The sequence below is a fragment of the Bacteroides sp. UBA939 genome, from assembly GCF_002293435.1.
Taxonomy (GTDB): Bacteria; Bacteroidota; Bacteroidia; order Bacteroidales; family Bacteroidaceae; genus Bacteroides.
In genome coordinates this window covers 1-20,722 of record NZ_DBDF01000009.1, presented here as the reverse complement: position 1 = coordinate 20,722, position 20,722 = coordinate 1, and the positions used below count along the sequence as shown (strand labels likewise).

Genomic DNA, 20,722 nt, shown 5'->3' with positions numbered 1-20,722 from the left:
CCCCGCAAGAGGGGAGGTGGTAGGCAGAAAGAATTCCTTAGAGTTATGATTAATAGGTATTTATTTTCCCTACCACCTCCCCCTGCGGGTACTCCTCCTCCCGGGAGGAGGAGAAGCAAGTTACTTCTGCTTATAAACTCCTGAAACATGAATAATACAGGCTAAAAAAGAGGGAAATTGCAGCGGAGAAAAAATCTCCGGCAATTTCCCTCTTCCGGTTTCTTAACCTGCATTATTCATTATCATTAGTTATTATCATCCCAAAGCAGATACCAACAAAAAAACAAATTCTGCTGCAACTTTTCTGCGACTAATTACGTCTAATGAATAAGAGCGAAAGCTAAACAAAAAAAATAATAATTAAAAAATAAGACTTATGAGAACTAAAGGTTTATTGAGAACAATTGCAATGATGGCTATTATGGTGGCATGTGTTTCTAATTCCGAAGTAAAAGCCCAAGGTGAGTTTATAACCAACCAGGTAATGAACGGTGAATTAGTGGAATCGCAGACTATATTCAAGAAAGATGGCTCGTATCTTCTAAATCACTTGCGGTACGTCTTTGCTTATGACAACGAAAATCGCATGATAAGCAAAGAAGCATTCAAGTGGGACAGTGCCAAAAGTAAATGGGTACCTCATTTTAAAATGACTTATCAATATGGTGATAAGGAAATAACCCTGACCCATGCCCTGTGGAATGAGTCGCACAAAGCATACGACAAGAATATGCAGAAAAGTGTGTATGAACTCAATGAGCAGAATATGCCGACAGCCTCTAAGACATATAAACAAGGAAAGACAAATGATTCGGACTGGACTTAAACGAATCATAAACATATAGATTGCACGACAGACAGCATTAAATAAAGATATAAATAGAAACTTTTAGGGAAGCACGGACCGTGAGGTTCGTGCTTTTTCGATATGTAAGTACTTCGTTGCAACGATTTTGTACTATAAATGAGAGTTTAGTATTCGGATGCTTCAATCCGGTTGCTGCGCAATACAATCAATTTTTCAGACGCGGATGACGCGGATGACGCGGATTTCTTTTTTACCTTCCAGATGAGTTAACATAGTGCAGCATTTAAAAATCCGTGTCATCCGCGTTATCTGCGTCTGAAAAGTAAACTCTCATTTATAATACAAACCGCTAATAACGAGTCACTGAACTGCGAGCTGTAAAAATCAGAGCGCCTCTTCTCCCTTCAATGTAGCCGAACTTGCTTCGGTAATCTTCACCCTAACAAAATCGCCGATACGATGCGTGCCCCGGTCGAACACCACCACACGATTCTGTTCCGTACGCCCCACAAGTTGCTCGCGCGAACGCTTGGATACCCCTTCCGCCAACACTTCATACGTCCTGCCGATGCAACGGGCGTTGGACTCGGCGGAAAGACGATTCTGCAAAGCAATGATTTCATTCAGGCGACGTATCTTTACCTCCTCCGGAACATCATCCGGCAAATGTTTGGAAGCATACGTACCCGGACGCTCGGAGTATTTGAACATGAAAGCGGAATCATATCCACATTCCTCCATCAGGGAAAGCGAAAGTTGGTGATCTTCTTCCGTTTCGGAATGGAAACCCGAAAAAATATCGGTCGACAAACCGCAATCCGGAATAATGCGGTGAATGGCATCCACCCGTTCCAGGTACCATTCGCGGGTGTATTTGCGATTCATCAGTTTCAGGATACGCGAACTTCCGCTCTGGACGGGCAAGTGGATATGCTTGCACACATTAGGCACTTGCGCTATGACCTCCAGCGTTTCGTCGCTCATATCCTTGGGATGTGAAGTGGTGAAACGGATACGCACCTTCGGGGCGGCTTCGGCAACAATGCGCAGCAACATGGGGAAAGATACGATTTCCCCGCCCGGTTTCTCAAAACGGTAGGAATTGACGTTCTGCCCCAGAAGCGTAATCTCCTTATAACCCTTCGCCACCAGGTCGGACACTTCATTAAGGATGCTTTCCACATCACGGCTACGTTCGCGACCGCGAGTATAAGGAACAATGCAATACGTACAGAAGTTATTGCATCCTCGCATAATGGATACGAATCCGGAAATGTGATTGCCGCAGACACGCGAAGGAATAACATCCCGGTAAGTCTCTGTCGTGGAAAGTTCCACATTGATAGCTTTTTCTCCTGCCTCTACAGCGGCAACCAACTCGGGAAGAGTGAGGTAGGCGTCGGGACCCACCACCAAATCTACATGGTGGTTGGTAATCAAATCATCTTTCACCCGCTCGGCCATGCAACCCAGTACACCTACTATCAGATTGCGCTTCTTTTTCTTGAGTGAATGAAAAAACTCCAGGCGGTTCAAAATCTTCTGTTCGGCATTGTCGCGGATAGAGCAGGTATTCATAAATACCGCATCCGCTTCTTCCAGTGTTTCCGCCGCCGAGTATCCCGCCATTTGCATCACAGAGGCTATTACTTCACTGTCTGCCACATTCATCTGGCAACCATAAGTTTCAATGAACAATTTCTTGCTGTCATCCGTAGTTGCAGATTTAAAGTCTGCTCCCATTACTTCTTTCATATTCTAAATCTATTTTTTAATTGAAGAATCGGTTGCAAAGATACTGCTTCGGTACTGATTTTGAATCTTAAATGACCGAAAAATAGTTCTTAATGCTAACAAGTTGCATAGATTCGCTAATTAATGTTAATGCATTGAACATTTTCAGGGTAGTTATTTGGTATATTAGAAATAATTCGCACTTTTGTCCACTGAAAGAAACATTAGATTTTTTCATAGTTAAGGTTTAGGTTAAAAAATGAAGGGGAGCTGTGAAGCTGCCCTTTTTTCATTCCCTAAAATGAACTCTAATTCAGATAAATTAGCTACCTTTGGCGGTGAAAAAGGAAACAAGTATGGAGGATATCTTACAGTTTTTAGTAATAGCAAGCATAATCGTTGTTGGGATTGTCAGGCAGTTTAAGAAAGAAGCAAAGAAAAACGCCGACAACAGGCCTGCTATGCCCATGCCGAAGAAGGAAAATAGTGATAACACAATGCCTGTTCCTGAAAGCTGGAGAAAGACTTATGGCGGATATATCCCTGAAGGCCCGGCAGAAGAAACCAACCCCGTTCCTACAATGAAAAGAGAAGTAACTCAAAAACATAAATATTCCCCTTCCTCAAAATCTTTCTTGCCGGGAGAACCTGCCAGGACTTCTTCTTATAGTCCTGTAGTCTCTCCGGAAGAACAAAACCCTCCTCCTCCGTCCATATCGCAAAGCTCCGATATCGAGTCTGAATACAGTATTCAGTCGGCAGAAGAAGCGAGAAAAGCGATTGTCTGGTCGGAAATACTACAACGGAAGTATTGAACATAAATGGAGAATTGAAAATAACTAAATAACATTATGGCATTTAATTACATCTCGGCAGCGGAAGCTGCAAGCCTGATCAAACATGGCTATAACCTTGGTTTGAGCGGATTTACTCCTGCGGGAACACCTAAAGCCGTTACGGCAGAATTAGCAAAAATAGCAGAAGCGGAACATGCAAAAGGAAACCCTTTCCAAATAGGTATTCTTACCGGAGCCTCTACGGGTGACTCTTGCGACGGTGTACTGACGCGCGCCAAGGCTATCCGCTATCGTGCTCCTTACACCACTAACTCTGATTTCCGCAAAGCAGTGAATAACGGTGAAATCGCTTATAATGACATTCACTTGTCGCAGATGGCGCAGGAAGTTCGTTACGGATTTATGGGCAAAGTGAATATCGCTATCGTTGAAGCCTGCGAAGTAACTCCCGACGGAAAGATTTATCTGACCGCAGCCGGTGGTATTTCTCCCACTGTTTGCCGCCTTGCAGACCAGATCATTGTAGAGCTGAACAGTGCGCACCCCAAAAGCGCTATGGGGCTGCACGATGTTTACGAGCCGCTCGACCCTCCTTATCGCCGTGAAATACCTATCTATAAACCGAGCGATCGCATCGGAAAACCTTATATTCAGGTAGACCCGAAGAAAATTGTCGGCATTGTAGAAACCAACTGGCTGGACGAGGCGCGTGCCTTTACTGAAGCCGACCCGGTGACTGACCAGATAGGCCAGAATGTAGCCGACTTCCTGGCAGCGGATATGAAGCGCGGTATTATTCCGTCAACATTCCTGCCGTTGCAATCCGGTGTGGGTAATATCGCCAATGCTGTGCTCGGTGCACTGGGACGTGACAAAACAATTCCGGCATTCGAAATGTACACGGAAGTTCTTCAAAACTCGGTAATCAGCTTGATTCGCGCAGGGCGTGTGAAGTTTGCCAGCACTTGTTCGCTGACTCTCACCAACGACTGCCTGCAAGATATTTACGATAACATGGATTTCTACCGCGATAAGGTGGTGCTTCGTCCATCGGAGATTTCTAACAATCCGGAAGTGGTTCGCCGCTTAGGTATCATTTCTATCAATACCGCCATTGAGGTTGACCTTTACGGAAACGTGAACTCTACTCATATCAGTGGCACTAAAATGATGAACGGTATCGGTGGCTCTGGAGATTTTACGCGCAATGCTTATATTTCTATTTTCACGTGCCCGTCGATTGCCAAAGAGGGTAAAATCAGCTCCATTGTTCCGATGGTATCTCATCATGACCACAGCGAGCACTCCGTAAATATCGTTATTACCGAGCAGGGTGTTGCCGACCTGCGTGGCAAAAGCCCCAAAGAACGTGCGCAAGCTATCATCGAAAACTGCGCACACCCCGATTACAAAAACATCTTGTGGGATTATCTGAAACTGACCGATGGCAAGTCGCAAACTCCACACGCCATTCAGGCTGCTCTGGGAATGCATGCTGAACTTGCACGGAGCGGAAGTATGAAGAATGTGGACTGGGCGTCTTTTGATAAGTAGCTGGTAAATAGTAGTTAGTAGTCAGTAGTTAGTAGTAAGTAGTTACTATCTCCTACTTACTACTAACTACTTGCTACTTACTACTGCATCGCAGACAGCCTTACTACTAACTACTTACTACTTACTACTGCATCGCAGACAGCCTTACTACTAACTACTTACTACTTACTACTACATCGCAGATTGCCTTACTACTAACTACTTACTACTTACTACTACATCGCAGATTGCATCCTGGAAATTACGCGCCTCAACTCCTGAAAGCACATTCTGGTTCATTATGGCAAAGGCTATCTCATGGCCGTTTGCAGCGCGCAGGTAGCCCGCCAAACAATTGATGGCGGTAAAAGAGCCGGTTTTGGCATGTACGTTTTTGTAGGAGGGAGTTCCGCGCTTCATCCGGTATTTCAACGTTCCATCCACGCCGCCGATGGGCAAGGCTTTATAGAGCTTCCGGAATACATTTGTTCGCGAATAGGCATATTTCAGAAAGGTAACCAATAAATTCGGAGAGATATAGTTGTAGTTGGAAAGGCCGCAACCGTCAGCCAGCTTGTAGTTATCGGGGTTTTCCCCTAATTTCTTCATCAGCATACGTATAGCCAAAAGCCCATCCTCATCGGAAATCCGTTTCCTACCCGTCACCTGTGCGCCCAGGCGGCAAAGCAATGCTTGGGCATTCAGGTTATCGCTTTCTTTCATTATCTCATTAATAACGGCTTGGGTGGATGTCTCATAGAGAGCCATCCGTACGGCAATACTATCCTTTTGCAACTCATTGAAGCCATAATGGGCAGGGCAGTATATCCCTTTTGCCTGTAATCGCTCGAGAAAAGTATGCATGAAAAAATCCTGTGAAGAGTACATGTTAACCATTCCTGTTCTTTTGCTTTCCACATTTCCCTTTACGATTATATGATTGCCGTTTAGCAACCAGTCACGCGAAGCGCTGAAACGCCCGGCAGCAGGAGTGCGGGATTGGGTTTCATTGGTTAGGGTGTAATAAGAAGAGGACGGGGTGCAATTTATACTGGCCGTATCTCCCCGCTCGCCTGGGGAGGCGGTTACGGTAACCACTCCCTTATTCAACATTAACGGGGAGAGGTAGGGTTGATAGGAAGACGGCGTATCATCCCATGCCCAACCGCTTCCCCAATAAATGGAATCTTTCATGGAAACATCGCCATATACATTGCCGGCTATTACCGAAAAGGGAAAACGGTTCACCGTATTTACCAGTGAATCTAATGCTTCATCGTCAAACTCAGGGTCGAATCCGCCGACAACGTATAAGTCGCCTTTGAGTGTATCCTGTTCAATCACTCCCTTGTACCACACTTCTGTCCTGAAAGGTTCGTCTGCGTTGGGGCGGTCAAGAGCCGTTATGGCAGTCAGTAACTTCATGGTTGAGGCGGGGCGTGAGAGTTTGTCGGGCTGATAGGTATATAAAGATTTCCCGGCAGTCAGGTCGTAGATGGATATGCCGACGTTGGATCCGGCAGGAAGCTGGTGTTTTATCAAGGTATCCAAGCGGGAAGAAAGAGTCTCTTTCTCCACGGTTTGCCCTTGCAATTCGCCGGAAACAAATAGAAAGACGGGAATAAGACAGCGAAAATATTTCTCCATAATGATTTTACATATACAATGATAATTGGGGGATGATGAAAATGATAACCGGGAATGTTGGCTCCGTATCATCTCCGTACCACCTCCGTATCAGCGCCGTCTCTATAGAGTACGGAGATGATACGGAGCAGATACGGCTCTGACACGGTGTTGATAGGTATCGGAGATTTGCAAAAGCTTCACGTTTCTCCTACAATGCTTCCTTGAAGATTTCGGAAACAGTAGGATGGGGGAATACTATTTTCTTCCACTCCGAGGTGGTTAGTTTCAGTTCGATAGCCATACCTGCCAGTGTGATGATTTCCGATGCCGGGTTGCCCAGGACATGTGCTCCTAACAAGGTATCATCTTCGGCAATCAGGAGTTTGCAAACTCCATTTACCCCTTCATTCTCGGCAACGAAACGGCCGGAGTAGGCCATCGGGAGCTTCACAACACGGTAGGAAACGCCTTTTGCCTGCAAACTTTCTTCCGTTTGCCCCACTCCTGCAATTTCCGGGTTGGTGTAAACCACACCGGGAATGGCACGGTAACTCATGGCATCATGTTTTCCTAAAAGAGTATGCACCGCTACTTCGGCTTCGCGTACGGCAGTATGTGCCAATAAGGAGAAACCGGTTAAATCGCCACAGGCATAAACGCCGGGCAAGGAAGTCAACATCTGTTCGTTTACCTGGATATTGCCCCGATCTGTTTTCTCGAGATTAAGATTCTCCAATCCGAAACCTTTCGTCACCGGACGACGGCCTACGCTCATCAGCAGTTTGTCGGCAAGTACGATACCCGTACCTTCGGCGTTCTCATAGCTGACTTGTACCTTCGACAGACCTTCATCGGAAGGAACTTGGGCAAGCGATATGACTTTGGTATCCGGCATAAACTTGATTCCCCGTTTGGCATATTCGGCACGCAGCATGGCTGAGAGTTCCTTATCCATACCACCCAGGATTTCATCGAGCATCTCGATTACAGTGACCTGCACTCCAAGGCTATTAAAAAAGGAGGCGAACTCTATACCGATAACTCCGCCACCGATAATGGCAAGCGAGGCGGGAAGTGTTTTATTGTCCAGAGCATCACGATGAGTCCAAAAGGGTACGGTATCTGTTCCGGTAATAGGCGGGATAAATGTCTCGGAGCCTGTACAAAGAATCAGGTTCTCGCACTCGTAAGTTTCTCCGCCGCATTGCACGGTATTCTTATTAATAATGGTAGCTTCTCCCTGTACGATGTTTACTCCGTGTGCAGTCAGTTTACCTTTGACTCCCAGCACCAGCTTACGGACTACTTTCTGCTTGCGGGCAATAATCTTGGGCAAATCAAACGAGGCTTCCGCAACGTTGACCGCATATTTGGACGCATGGCATGCGGCGTCATACGTTTTTGCCGAATACAATAAAGTCTTGGTAGGAATACAGCCCTCGTTCAGGCAAACTCCACCTAAATTCTGTTTCTCAAACAATACTACGCTTAATCCGGCTTTTCCGGCAGTTTCGGCAGCGGTGTACCCCGCAGGGCCTCCGCCAATAATGGCAACTTGGTATTTCATAGGTTTTATTTATTTATCAAAAAGGTTATTTGTAAAAACCGCCGCAAGTTAATAAAAACCTCTCTTATATGCGCAAAAGAACCACCCTTTCTTTATCTTTCTGGAAAAAGAATATGGTTGACGGTAACTTACAGTATGAGTAATACAAGGTAAAAACGGATGTGACTCATGCTTCGGGCACTTTTTCTTTCGAGCGTTCATCAAGGTTTTCGAAATGTTTATTTAGCCTGCATTATTCATACTGTAGTTAAAGGGGGTATCACTTCGTTAGTAGTTAAGGAGTTAGAGCCGATACTCCGTGAATCATATAGCAAGGCTATCGGCTTTAACTCCTAAGCCAACTTGTTGGCTGATAACTCCTTTAACTACTCTGACTCCTGAAGTCTGCATTATTCAGGTTAACATCTTCAAACGTTCATTAAGCGTCTTGATGAACAAGTCTTCCTTAACCGGAAGCAACACGGCGCACTCCCCTTTCGTTCCATACTTTACCAATACATAACGCATCACGGCGAAGCGCCCTATTTTCATAGACGAAGCACGCTCAACAGAAATGATTTCATTCAAAGGGATTTCCTTCGGATGGGAAAAGCGACCATAGAAAAGAACAAGTTTATGATCAACCGTCAGGGTATAAGTGGTGTGGATGAGGCGTTCAATGGCGACAACCAGCAAAAGCATGAAGACAATGGCCATAATGACATGGTTCATCCATAATTGATGGACAGTGATTGCCGTTGCCGGTAATAAGAATAAATATTGCCCTGCTGCAATGCGGGCGTGGAATATTCGGTTCATTCGGTTATGATTTTGCTGCTAAGATACGTCTTTTTTTGCGATACCTCAAAAAAGGTACTTCTATTAATAGCGCTTCCTGCTTTTTTATAAAACACGAACTAAAAGTTTAGGTGACTTCAATAATAAAATTATAATTATCCTTATTTTTGCGCCTTATTACCTTTACATATAGCAATGAACGATTGGACGGATGTTTTGACTGTAGAAAAGCATGGCGGATGAAATAACTGATTTTGAACTGTTCAACAGCATAAGGCGCCGGGATAGAGCAGCATTCGATGCGCTATTCCGGAAGTATTATGCGCCGCTTTGCCGCTTCTCTTTTGCCACCTGCCTCTCGCAGGAAGATGCCGAAGAAAATGTTCAGGATATGTTTGTCCATCTATGGGAGAAAGCGCCCGTACTCAACATCGACCTCTCCGTCAAAGCCTATCTGTACACCTCTACCCGGCACTATACGCTGAATGCCATGCAGAAGCAACAAACGGCGCTCCACCACCTGAACGAATATTCGGATTATGCCGAAAGCGGAGAACAGGACGAGAAAATACCGGATACTGAAATCGCCGAACTTATCCGCTCCGGCATCAGCACACTACCTGAAAAGTGCCGCGAGATATTCATCCTTTGTAAACAGGAAGGACTCACTTACGAAGAAATATCAGCCTACCTGAATGTGTCTGAGAAAACAATAGACAACCAAATGGGTATCGCCTTGCGCAAACTGCGCGAATATCTTCGCCCCAAACTGAATAAACTGTTGATTACCCTGTTATTAATCTTATTCTCTTAGGGGATGTCATTTCGGGAATTGTCATATATGCAAGTTAATACAGAAACTTATAAACGATAAGCGCAACGATGAATACTCCTTATGAATTGATAGGCCGTTATCTTGCCGGAGAATGCAACGATAATGAAAGAGAGCAGATTCAGCAATGGGCCAGGCAACATCCTGACCTGATGGATGAGTACGTCAGGTTATGGCAACAAGCTTCCGGCAAGGAATTTCATCCCGATGTGGAGCAGGCACTGCGAAAGGTGAATCAACGCATCGATAAGAAGGAAAAGAAAACTCCCAAACGGCTATATCTCGCCATCAGCAGCGTTGCCGCCGCTGTCATTCTGCTGTTAATAAGCGTTACAGGAATCCGGTATTGGGACGCAGCGAATGACGTGAGAACATCGGTCAACCTGCTGGCATTGGAAACCGGTATCCGTGAAACCATCGAATATGAATTGCCCGACGGGAGTAAAGTATGGCTCAACCAGGCATCTGTAGTACGCTATCCGGAAACATTTACAGGAAACACGCGTGAAATCTATTTAGAGGGCGAGGCTTTTTTTGATATCGCCCCGGATGCCGGCAAACCGTTCATTATCCATGCCAACGGCACGCAGACTCGCGTAGTAGGTACTTCCTTCGGCATCCGCGCCGTAAAGGAAGAAGACGAAGTGGTGGTCACCGTATCTACAGGAATCATCAACCTTTCTGCCGAAGGAAAGTCCGGATATGTGGAACTACGGAAAGGAGAACAGGGAACCTGCCTTCCCAAAAAACAACTGTTGGAGAAGAATGAAACCCCCGACCCGAATCTGCTGGCCTGGAAAACCAAGATACTCACATTCAAACAAACACCTTTAGCGGAAGTCGCAAAAGTCATTGGAAATACCTATCACATCCCGGTTACGGTAGACCCATCCATCTCCCGCCTTCAACTCACCAGCACATTCGAACAACGAAGCATTGACGAAATTATGGAGATCATTGAATTGTCACTGCAAGTCACTGCAGAGACTACGGATGGAGGGATATTGCTGAAAGAGAAATAAAAAACGCACTTCAACAAAAAAAAGTCTACGGGGTTTAGGGGTATTGCATCCCGCCTTTGTCTTAAGAATAAAAACAAGTTGAAAACAATAGCATTCATACTATATCTTTGTATAGGAATACTTCCTATCGCTGCGCAGCATACGGCCTTGGAGAAACGTATCAGCGTGGCACTGAATGCTGTACCTATGGAAGAAAGCATAGAGCGAATTGCAGAAGCCGCCAATATCCATGTATCCTATTCAAGCGACCTGTTATCCGGCTGTACCTCTGTAACACTCCATGCACAAAACGAACTTCTGCTGACGGTTTTAAACCAACTGCTTGCCCCATACAAGATTTCATATACCATCCATTCCGGACAACTGATTCTCTTTCCTAAAAGAACGATGGTTGTTAAAGAATATACCCTCAAAGGGAATATATATGAAGAAGCCACCCAAGAACCCATTGCTTATGCAACGCTGCAAATCAAAGGAAAATCCAAAGGAGTGGTAGCCGACCATAAAGGCTTCTTTGAACTCAACCTTACCGAGATGGAGCTGGCAGATAGCCTGACCGCTTCCTGCGTGGGGTATGAACGCCGCACGTTCCTTGCGAAATCCCTGGTTTCCAACTCCGGCACCACCATCGGCCTGAAAGAGAAGTTGGTCAACATCGAAGCCGTGACAGTGACCGAGGCTAAACTCCGCAAGAAGAATAAGAGCATCGGAAACCGCAACTGGCTTACCGCCGGCTCAATCTATCTGGACACCCACGGGCAACAGATTGCACTATACATTGAGAACGATAAACAGGTGAACGGATATATCCGCAAAGTAAGCTATCATCTGTCTGATAAAGGTAATGTGGAAGCCCCTTTCCGGGTTCGTGTACTCACAGCCGACAGTCTGAATCAGTCGCCCGGAAAAGACCTGCTTCCCGAAATCCTGGTGGTGCAACCGCCGCAGGACACGGACGGATGGTACGATGTAGACCTGTCGGAATACCGTATCCGCATTCCTTCAACCGGATTCTTTGTAGGTATGCAGGGTGTATTCCCCAACGATTACAGCTTCTATGCCGGAGATGCCGGTTTCATTGAGATTGGCAAACGCCAACCCGAAAACAAAGACGATTTCATGCCCAAGTCCATACACTATGGCCAACGGGTGAGTTACTCGGACAAGAAAGGTCGTAATACATGGCATTATTCATTGTCTCACCAATGGTTTCAGATGGAGAGACATAATTATAACGTAAAGATCTCTGCAGAGATTGAAATCTATTCAAAATAATAACCGAATATGAAACAAGTTAGTTTACTATGCCTGCTAATCATCTGCCTCAGTCACGGACAGGTGAATGCACAGTGCGGAAACGCACTGGTAGAAAAGGCGGCTTCGCAAAGCGGCGCCGACGCTGTGTACTTGCGGGAGTTCAAAGTAAAATTTGATGGTTCGGAACGCGGGAAAGCCATTCCCGTAGCCAAATTTCCTGTCTTGTTAAGTAAGAATACCACCTACCGGTTCAACGTATGCAGTGCGGAAGAATTTGAAGGGAAAGTGATATTGCAACTCTACTTAAAAGATAAACTGATTGGCAGTACATTCGATACGCAAACCTCGACCGACCTGCAACACTTTGACTTTACCTGCAAAAAAGCGGCGACCTACGAAGTCGTCATGTCATTCAATGAAGGCAAACCCGGTTGCGCAGTGGGGATACTCTCCCTGATTACAGCGCAAACGCCGGAGCCGGAGGATGAAGAACTGGATATCCTGTATGCTGCGGCAGACAACCCTGTCATGATTTACGATGATGAAAACGAATACGCCAAAATCGAAGTATCCATCGACAACGGAACCGTCACCCGGGTTGAAGGGATAAATTACATTATCCGGCCGGATGAAAGCGGAACCGCAACACTCACTATCCGCGTATTAAACCGGAAGGGGGAATTAAAGGAGTTCAAACAAAAGAAATTTGCCGTATTGATGCTCCCGTAACGTTTAAAATTGAATAACCATTTAAAAAACACTTCACATTATGAGTTCAAAGATTATACATATCTTCTTTTTCCTTTTTATAGCTACTCTTGCTTATGCACAGGAAATGCGTGTCGTTTCGGGAACCATCAAAGACGCTGAAGGCTATCCCCTCATAGGTTGTAGCGTACTGCAAAAAGGAACAAACAATGGTACCGTTACCAACATTGACGGATACTACGAAATACAGGTTCCTCTCGGAAGCACCCTGCAATTCTTATTCATCGGCATGAGAACATCGGAGATGAAAGTTACCGAAGAAAACTCCAAGCCAAGCAGCGGACAAACTGTACGGCCGGAAACGGGAACTACCCAACCTGCACCCGTAGCAGCACAGGATACCCTGAAGAAGAAAGCTAAGAAAAAAACCAAAAAGGTTGCAGTTCAGCCCAGCAGGGAAGGCCAGTCTTTATCGCCTTATTTCTTTATAAAAAGTGATTCGCCCGCAGAGGCTGAAATGCCGCTTAAGGAAACAGATGTAGCCGTAAATATTGCAGGCGTCATTGCCGATGTTTGCGTAAAGCAAATATACATCAATGAAAGCGAAAACACGCTGGAAGCAATCTATGTATTCCCCGGTTCTACCCGTGCGGCAGTGTACGGCATGGCCATGACCATAGGAGACAGACGCATCGAAGCCAAGATAAAGAAAAAAGAACAGGCAAGAAAAGAGTACGAACAAGCCAAGCAGGAAGGTAAATCGACCACGCTGCTGGAGCAACACCGCCCGAATGTTTTCCAGATGAACGTAGCCAATATTCTGCCCGGCGACACCATCATCGTAGAAATGCGATATACCGAATTGCTGGAACACCTGAAAGGACAGTATGAGTTTGTATATCCCACGGTAGTCGGTCCACGCTATTCCGAAGGCGGCGAAGAGTGGGTAGACCGCTCGATTGCCGCATTTGAAAGCGGGAAGACGCCTGCATTCTCTATCAAAACGACTGTACAGGCAGGTATGCCTATACAAAAGATCAGTAGCCCGTCGCATAGCTTAACGATTGAGACGCCATCGTCCGACCAGGCCGTTGTATCCCTGTCCAATCCGAAAGACTTTGAGGGAGACCGCGATTACATCCTCCAATACGAACTACAGGGAGGAAAAGTAGAATCAGGACTGTTGCGCTATGAACACGGAGATGAGAATTTTTTCCTGCTGATGGTTCAGCCTCCCAAGAAACCTACGCTCGACCAGATTCCCCCACGCGAGTACGTATTTATTGTTGATGTTTCCGGCTCCATGTACGGCTTCCCGTTGGACGTATCGAAGCAACTGATTCGTAACCTGATTTCCTCGCTTCGGCCAACCGACCGCTTCAACGTGATGTTGTTCGAATCGAGCAATACGATGCTTTATAAACGATCTGTCGAAGCCACCGAAGAGAATATTGACAATGCCATGGCAGTTATTGACGGACGACAGGGTAGTGGTGGTACTCGACTTTATCAAGCCGTTCAAAAGGCCATGGAATTTAAAGAAACCGAAGGCTTCTCGCGCACATTCGTCATTGCGACCGATGGATTTGTAACGGTCGAGAAAGAGACCTTCAACTATGTACGCGGCCACTTGAACGAAGCCAACCTGTTTCCTTTCGGAATCGGGAGCAACATAAACCGCTATATCATCGAAGGATTGGCACATGCCGGAATGGGAACACCTTTTATGGTAACCAACCGTTCGCAGGCAGGCGCCATCGGGAAAAGAGCTATTGAGGAAATCTCCCAACCCGTACTGACCAATATCTCGATAGATTGGGGAGAGTTTGACGTGTACGACGTAGAGCCTGTAGGCATACCCGATGTCTTTGCTGAACGCCCGATTCTTATCTATGGAAAGTATAAAGGAAATGCCAAAGGAAAGATTAAGGTAAGCGGTCTGGCAGGTGCATCTACCTACGAACAGGAGTTCAACGTTGCCAAAGCCCGGAAAGAAAACAACCAGGCGCTACGCTATCTGTGGGCGCGCAATCAGATTCGCTATTATGATGACTATGCACAATATTACGAAAGCAGTGCCGACAACGGATGGCATGACGCCTATGGCCGTCATCAACGAAGCGAAAAGCAAATTGAATATGTCACCAATCTTGGACTTAAGTATAATTTGCTGACGCAATACACCTCATTCCTGGCAGTAGACAATGAAGTAAGGCGGCCTGTACAACCGGCAACCACGCCGCGTTCTTCCTCTTCATCGACACCGCGTTCTTCATCGACACCGCAAAGTGTCAGTGCACCCGACTTCCAACTGACAGAAGATGCATCCGTCTTGGATGAAGTTATGGTAGTAGGTTACGGTGTCGTCCGAAAGCAGAACCTAACCGGCAGTACCAGTATGGTTAGCGCATCGACCGGTGGAATACCCATTTCGTCCTCATTGCAGGGAAGAGTTGCAGGAGTACAGGTTTCACAGACTTCGGGTGAACCGGACGATGCAGGAAGAATCCGGGCGAGAGGAGGAAGCTCCCTGACGGGTAACAATTCGCCCTTATTCATCGTAGACGGCGTGCCGACTGAACAAAGCAGCATTTCACAGATGAACTCCGCTGATATTGAAAGCATTTCGGTACTTAAAGATGCTTCCGCCGTAGCGATTTATGGTTCAAGAGCCGCGAATGGGGTGATTATACTGACTACGAAAGGGGCGGGTTACAAGAAACTGTCCGTAGTCTGGTCATCCGTATTCTCTGTTGAAAGCCCGAACCAACTGCCCCGTATGCAGAACCGGTTTGCACAAGGCCGTCCGGTAAACGGCATTCCTGCATGGAACGATGCAAACGAACCGTTCAGTTGGGGACCGGACGTAAATGGTGTACATGCGCCTACTTATGACGCTTACGACATATTCAGGACCGGATATTCGCTGAAGAATCACCTGACACTGTCGGGCAGACAGAACAAATATAACTATAGTCTGAGAGTCGGCAATAATACCCAACGCGGTTTTATTCCCAAATCTACATTCAGTGACAACTCCATCGGGTTCAGGCTGGGGCGTGACAAGAGCAATACGTTCAGCTTTGATGTAGATGTGAATTACAAGAAGACCAAAGGCAACCGGTTGCAACGTGGATACAACATGTCGGGCATCATGCAAGGCATATTGCTTACTCCTCCTACATTCGACAACAGCCTTTCAACACTGAGCAATGGTAGCCAGCGGGCAGCGGGAAATGCGGCGGACAATCCGTATTGGACGCTTCAGAACAATCCGTTCAGTGATGAAGCCGACCGTCTGAACGGTCGTATCAACCTGGCTTATAAACTCGCAAACTATCTGACTTTGGAGTATCAGCTAAGTGGCGATTACCTGGCAGGAGAATCGAAAACAGCGCTGAACCTGGGTTCTGTTTATAATCCCACTGGGCACATCATGGACAGGGACGAAACATTCAAGTCCATAAACTCCAGGTTCCTGGTGAAGTACAACAAGAGTTGGAATGAATTCGACCTGAATGCTAATCTTGGGCACGAATACATGAAGTCCAAACGTAGCATAGACCGTGTAGATGGCTATAGCCTGATTGATGCCGGTAAATACAACATTGGCAATGCAGGCCGCACGGAAGATTATAATCAGGTGCTCGGCCGTCATTCAAACGCTATCTTTGGTAGAGTTGGTGTGGATTACCGGCAGATGTTCTTGCTGGAAGCTGCCATGCGGAGCGAATGGAGTTCGATAAACAACAGTACTCTGCTTTCCCCATCATTGGGCGTGGGTGTCAACTTCCATGAGATGTTCCGCAGTGACCTGTTCGACCAGCTTAAGTTATACGCCAATATATCAAAGGCTGATAAAGAAACACCGCTGTACCTTGACCCCGTGTATTTCAACTCGGCAACCTATAACCTGAACGATGCATCGAGCCATTTCGAAAGCCGCGAAGTGATTCTGGGGCAGTTGAAACCGGAAACAGTCAGACACTACGAAATAGGAACAAACATTACCTTATGGAATCACAGGGTAAACCTGGCCGCCTCATGGTACTGGAAGAAAGGCAAGAACCAGTTGTTGCCTACTCAGATTTCCACTTCGTCCATACAACTTGAAAATTGCGGAGCGTTCAAAACCTACGGGTTTGAAGCAGAACTGGGATTATTACTCATACGAAACCGGAACTTCAACTGGAATTCCAAGTTCATCTTCTCCCTCGAACGTAGCCGGGTGACCAGCCTGGGCGGCAGAGAACTTATGCTTGCCGGAATTGAAGGTGCCGTTGGCTCGTATGCCATAGAAGGGCAACCGTTGGGTGTACTATATGGTACGGTATACGAACGCGACGAACAGGGACGGATGGTTATCGGCGATGATGGTTTCCCCATCAAGAGTGATGAACTCAAGGTGTTAGGTAATCCTAATCCGGATTGGCAGCTAAGTTGGGCGAACACATTGGAATATAAGCAGTTCTCGCTTTCCGTATTACTGGATTATAAGAAAGGGGGAAAGATGTGGAACGGAACAAGAAGCGCCATGAATTATTACGGAACATCGCAATACTCGGCAGATTACCGGAATACAGAGAATTACATATTCCCGGGTGTCCTGTCGGATGGAAGCGTCAACAACATTCCGGTTAACTTCTACGGTAGCAATCTGAATGACAACCGCTGGGTGCGCTACGGTCAATATGGTGTGGGTGAGGATGGTATTGAAGATGCAAGCTACATCAAGCTAAGAGAAGTGTCATTGGGATACCGCATCCCTATCCGGTTGTTTGAAAAAAGGACGCAACTGAAGCTATCGTTGTTTGCAACCAACATACTGTTGTTCAGCAAATACAAGGGAGTTGACCCGGAAACAAACCTGACCGGCTCATCCAATGGCTTCGGACTGGATTACTTCAACATTCCGGGTGTACACAGTCTTGGCTTGTCACTGAACTGGGAGTTCTAACACCTCCCAAGCCTATCCGCATACTCTGCCAACACAGTGTGGCAGAGTATGTGGTGTTTATCCCGTACAGGGATGTTGTTTGGTTAATTTTAATATGCAACCAAAAGTACAAACAACCCGGTTATTTTGTAACTTTGCACTGCTAAAATATTCAAATATGATTAGAGAGTTCGATTTCTTAGTAATCGGTTCCGGTATAGCCGGCATGAGCTTCGCTTTGAAAGTGGCTCATAAAGGTAAGGTAGCGCTCATCTGCAAGACGGAACTGGAAGAAGCCAATACCTTCTTCGCCCAAGGAGGCATTGCCTCAGTGACTAATACACTGGTAGATAATTTCGATAAACATATTGAAGACACCATGATTGCGGGCGACTGGATAAGCGACCGCGCCGCCGTAGAGAAAGTGGTGCGTGAAGCTCCCGGACAAATCAAAGAACTGATAGACTGGGGAGTGGAATTTGACAAGACCGACCGTGGAGACTTCGACCTGCATAAAGAAGGCGGTCATTCGGAATTCCGCATCCTGCACCACAAAGACAATACGGGCGCCGAAATTCAAGAAAGTCTCATTAAAGCCATAAAGACACATCCCAACATCGAGATATTCAACCGTCACTTTGCCGTAGAAATCATTACGCAACACCATATTGGCATTATCGTAACCCGCCACACTCCGGGCATCAAGTGTTATGGAGCGTATGTGCTGAATGAAGATACGGGCGAAGTAGATACTTTCCTATCTAAAATAACGCTGATGGCTACGGGTGGGGTAGGATCCGTTTACCGCAATACCACCAATCCGCTGGTGGCTACAGGAGACGGTATTGCTATGGTATATCGTGCCAAAGGCCTTGTGGAAGATATGGAATTTATTCAATTCCACCCAACCGCACTCTATCATCTGGGTGACCGTCCTTCGTTCCTGATTACGGAAGCCATGCGCGGATATGGTGCGGTATTGCGCAATATGGGAGGCGAAGAATTTATGCAGAAGTACGACCCGCGCCTGTCACTCGCTCCGCGCGATATCGTGGCACGCGCCATCGACAATGAAATGAAACAGCGCGGCGACGACCATGTCTATCTGGATGTTACGCACAAGGATGCGGAAGACACCAGGAAGCATTTCCCCAATATTTACGAAAAATGCCTCAGCCTGGGCATTGACATTACCAAGGACTATATCCCGGTAGCCCCCGCCGCACATTATCTCTGTGGCGGCATCAAGGTTAATCTGAATGCGGAATCTTCCATTAGTCGCCTGTACGCCGTAGGAGAATGTTCGTGTACCGGTTTGCACGGAGGCAACCGTTTAGCTTCGAACTCATTAGTCGAAGCGATTGTTTATGCCGATGCCGCTGCTAAGCATGCGCTAAGCATACTCGACCGTTATGAATTCAACCATGAAATACCCGAATGGAATGCAGAGGGAACCGTGACCAATGAAGAAATGGTGCTTATTACCCAAAGCATGAAAGAAGTGAACCAGATAATGGGTTCGTATGTAGGTATCGTGCGTAGCGACCTGCGTCTGAAACGCGCCTGGGTACGCTTGGATATACTGTACGAGGAGACGGAAGACCTTTTCAAGCGCAGCAAGGCATCCCGAGAGATTTGCGAATTGCGTAATATGATCAATGTCGGCTACCTGATTACCCGCCAGGCAATGGAACGCAAAGAAAGCCGCGGATTACACTATACAATCGACTATCCTCATGCGAAGAAATGAGGGAAACTTGCTTTTGCCCGGCATTTGTTTCAACAACTATTAGAGGCACACAACAAAGGGGGCGTCAAAAGTACTTTCGGGCAGTAACCCTTACTTTTTGACACCCCCTTATTCAGATATGTAAGTTAGAAACCTGTTTCTTAATAATTTTCTTTCTTCACTTCGAAGTAAGCCTGCGGATGCAAGCAAGCCGGACAAGCTTTAGGAGCTTCTTTTCCTGTATAAATGAAGCCGCAGTTACGACATTGCCATACTACTTCACCTTCCTTGGCAAATACCGTAGCATTTTCAATGTTCTTCACAAAAGCCAAATATCTTTCTTCATGACCTTTTTCGGCAATTGCTATGTTGCGGTACATAGCAGCAATCTCACGGAAACCTTCCTTTTCTGCCACGTCGGCAAAGTGAGGATAATCCAATGACCATTCTTCGTGTTCACCGCCTGCGGCAGCTTTCAGATTTTCCAATGTAGTGCCGATAATGCCTGCGGGATAGCTTGCGGTAATTTCTACCATACCACCTTCCAAGTACTTGAACATACGTTCAGCGTGTTCTTTTTCCTGATCAGCCGTTTCAGTGAAAATAGCAGAGATTTGTTGGTAGCCTTCTTTTTTTGCCACACTTGCAAAATAAGTATAGCGCATTCTTGCTTGTGATTCTCCTGCAAATGAAGTCAACAGGTTCTTTTCTGTTTGAGTTCCTTTAATACTTTTAGTCATAATCATTTTCTTATTTTAATTAGTAAATTACGTGTTGATTGTCGCTAATCATTCTTATTATGAACACAAAAATAGAGGTTTTGTTTGATATAGAAGTTATTTTTCAACGTTTACTTCGCAAAGTTTGGTCACACGAAAGAGCGTAATACGCAGAACCGTATTCTTACCTACATTATTCATAGTGTAAGTACTTCGTAATAATGCGAATCAGGAGTTAAAGGAGTTATCGCTTTACTTAGCCTGCATTATTCATAAGTGTTTCGTCATAAATGAGAATTTANNGAATAAGCGGACGAACGCGGATTCTTTTCTTAAATGACAGGTTAGGGGTCTGATTATCAATAATATAAAGAACATGCGAAAGTTGAATAATTAAAGAATAACAGTACTTAACCTGCATTATCCATACTGTAGCCGGAGATAAAGTGCTCCGATAGGGAGGATACGCTTCGTTCCAAAGCCTGGAACATTTTGTTTCGCTATGCAATACATTTTGTTTCACCGTATTGAAACTCTTTGTTCCAATGTGAAATACACTTTGTTTCATTATGATGGAACAAAGTGTATTTCACATTGGAACAAAGAGTTTCAATACGGTGAAACAAAGAGTTTCAGCTTGTTGGAACAAAAAGTTTCAGCCCGGTGAAACAAAA

The 20,722-nt window shown here is 45.9% G+C and carries 14 protein-coding genes; 9 read left to right on the top strand and 5 right to left on the bottom strand.

The window, feature by feature from the left end; all coding sequences use genetic code 11:
• Positions 1-376: 376 nt before the first annotated feature.
• On the top strand, positions 377-826 hold the full coding sequence (locus tag B2Z67_RS00775) for a DUF3836 domain-containing protein (protein ID WP_291527910.1): 450 nt from the start codon (positions 377-379) through the stop codon (positions 824-826).
• A 366-nt stretch (positions 827-1,192) separates the two neighbouring features.
• Here B2Z67_RS00775 and miaB read toward each other — a convergent pair whose 3' ends face one another.
• Positions 1,193-2,563 carry a tRNA (N6-isopentenyl adenosine(37)-C2)-methylthiotransferase MiaB gene (gene miaB, locus B2Z67_RS00770; RefSeq protein ID WP_291527909.1) on the bottom strand — a complete coding sequence of 457 codons (1,371 nt, stop codon included), beginning with the start codon at positions 2,561-2,563 and terminating at the stop codon, positions 1,193-1,195.
• Between the two features lie 335 nt (positions 2,564-2,898).
• Between miaB and B2Z67_RS00765 the strand changes: the two genes are divergently transcribed.
• Together B2Z67_RS00765 and B2Z67_RS00760 are read left to right on the top strand one after the other, a co-directional pair.
• Positions 2,899-3,357: a hypothetical protein gene (locus B2Z67_RS00765; protein WP_291527908.1), complete on the top strand. Its 459-nt coding sequence runs from the start codon at positions 2,899-2,901 to the stop codon at positions 3,355-3,357.
• 36 nt (positions 3,358-3,393) lie between these two features.
• Complete coding sequence (locus B2Z67_RS00760) at positions 3,394-4,893, top strand: acetyl-CoA hydrolase/transferase family protein (protein WP_291527907.1); 1,500 nt, start codon at positions 3,394-3,396, stop codon at positions 4,891-4,893.
• 198 nt (positions 4,894-5,091) lie between these two features.
• Here B2Z67_RS00760 and dacB read toward each other — a convergent pair whose 3' ends face one another.
• The 3 genes from dacB to B2Z67_RS00745 form a co-directional block, all read right to left on the bottom strand.
• A complete protein-coding gene (gene dacB / locus B2Z67_RS00755; protein ID WP_291527906.1) occupies positions 5,092-6,519 on the bottom strand; it encodes a D-alanyl-D-alanine carboxypeptidase/D-alanyl-D-alanine endopeptidase in 1,428 nt (475 codons plus the stop codon).
• Positions 6,520-6,709: 190 nt separating this feature from the next.
• On the bottom strand, positions 6,710-8,068 hold the full coding sequence (gene lpdA / locus B2Z67_RS00750) for a dihydrolipoyl dehydrogenase (protein WP_291527905.1): 1,359 nt from the start codon (positions 8,066-8,068) through the stop codon (positions 6,710-6,712).
• Between the two features lie 393 nt (positions 8,069-8,461).
• Positions 8,462-8,866, bottom strand: coding sequence for a PH domain-containing protein (locus tag B2Z67_RS00745; protein ID WP_291527904.1), 405 nt, complete (start codon positions 8,864-8,866; stop codon positions 8,462-8,464).
• Between the two features lie 211 nt (positions 8,867-9,077).
• On the opposite strand from B2Z67_RS00745, the gene B2Z67_RS00740 reads away from it, so the two are divergent.
• The 6 genes from B2Z67_RS00740 to nadB all read left to right on the top strand — a co-directional run bounded on the left by B2Z67_RS00740 (position 9,078) and on the right by nadB (position 19,350).
• Positions 9,078-9,659, top strand: coding sequence for an RNA polymerase sigma-70 factor (locus tag B2Z67_RS00740; protein WP_291527903.1), 582 nt, complete (start codon positions 9,078-9,080; stop codon positions 9,657-9,659).
• Positions 9,660-9,727: 68 nt separating this feature from the next.
• On the top strand, positions 9,728-10,699 hold the full coding sequence (locus B2Z67_RS00735) for a FecR family protein (protein ID WP_291527902.1): 972 nt from the start codon (positions 9,728-9,730) through the stop codon (positions 10,697-10,699).
• A gap of 78 nt (positions 10,700-10,777) precedes the next feature.
• Complete coding sequence (locus tag B2Z67_RS00730; protein ID WP_291527901.1) at positions 10,778-11,974, top strand: carboxypeptidase-like regulatory domain-containing protein; 1,197 nt, start codon at positions 10,778-10,780, stop codon at positions 11,972-11,974.
• Between the two features lie 9 nt (positions 11,975-11,983).
• Positions 11,984-12,685, top strand: coding sequence for a GldM family protein (locus B2Z67_RS00725; protein WP_291527900.1), 702 nt, complete (start codon positions 11,984-11,986; stop codon positions 12,683-12,685).
• 40 nt (positions 12,686-12,725) lie between these two features.
• Complete coding sequence (locus tag B2Z67_RS00720; protein WP_291527899.1) at positions 12,726-17,621, top strand: SusC/RagA family TonB-linked outer membrane protein; 4,896 nt, start codon at positions 12,726-12,728, stop codon at positions 17,619-17,621.
• Between the two features lie 157 nt (positions 17,622-17,778).
• Positions 17,779-19,350 (top strand): L-aspartate oxidase, encoded by a 1,572-nt coding sequence (gene nadB, locus B2Z67_RS00715; RefSeq protein WP_291527898.1) that lies wholly within the window; start codon positions 17,779-17,781, stop codon positions 19,348-19,350.
• Between the two features lie 140 nt (positions 19,351-19,490).
• On the opposite strand, the gene rbr is transcribed toward nadB, so the two are convergent.
• Positions 19,491-20,069 carry a rubrerythrin gene (rbr, locus tag B2Z67_RS00710; RefSeq protein ID WP_291527897.1) on the bottom strand — a complete coding sequence of 193 codons (579 nt, stop codon included), beginning with the start codon at positions 20,067-20,069 and terminating at the stop codon, positions 19,491-19,493.
• Between the last annotated feature and the right edge of the window lie 653 nt (positions 20,070-20,722).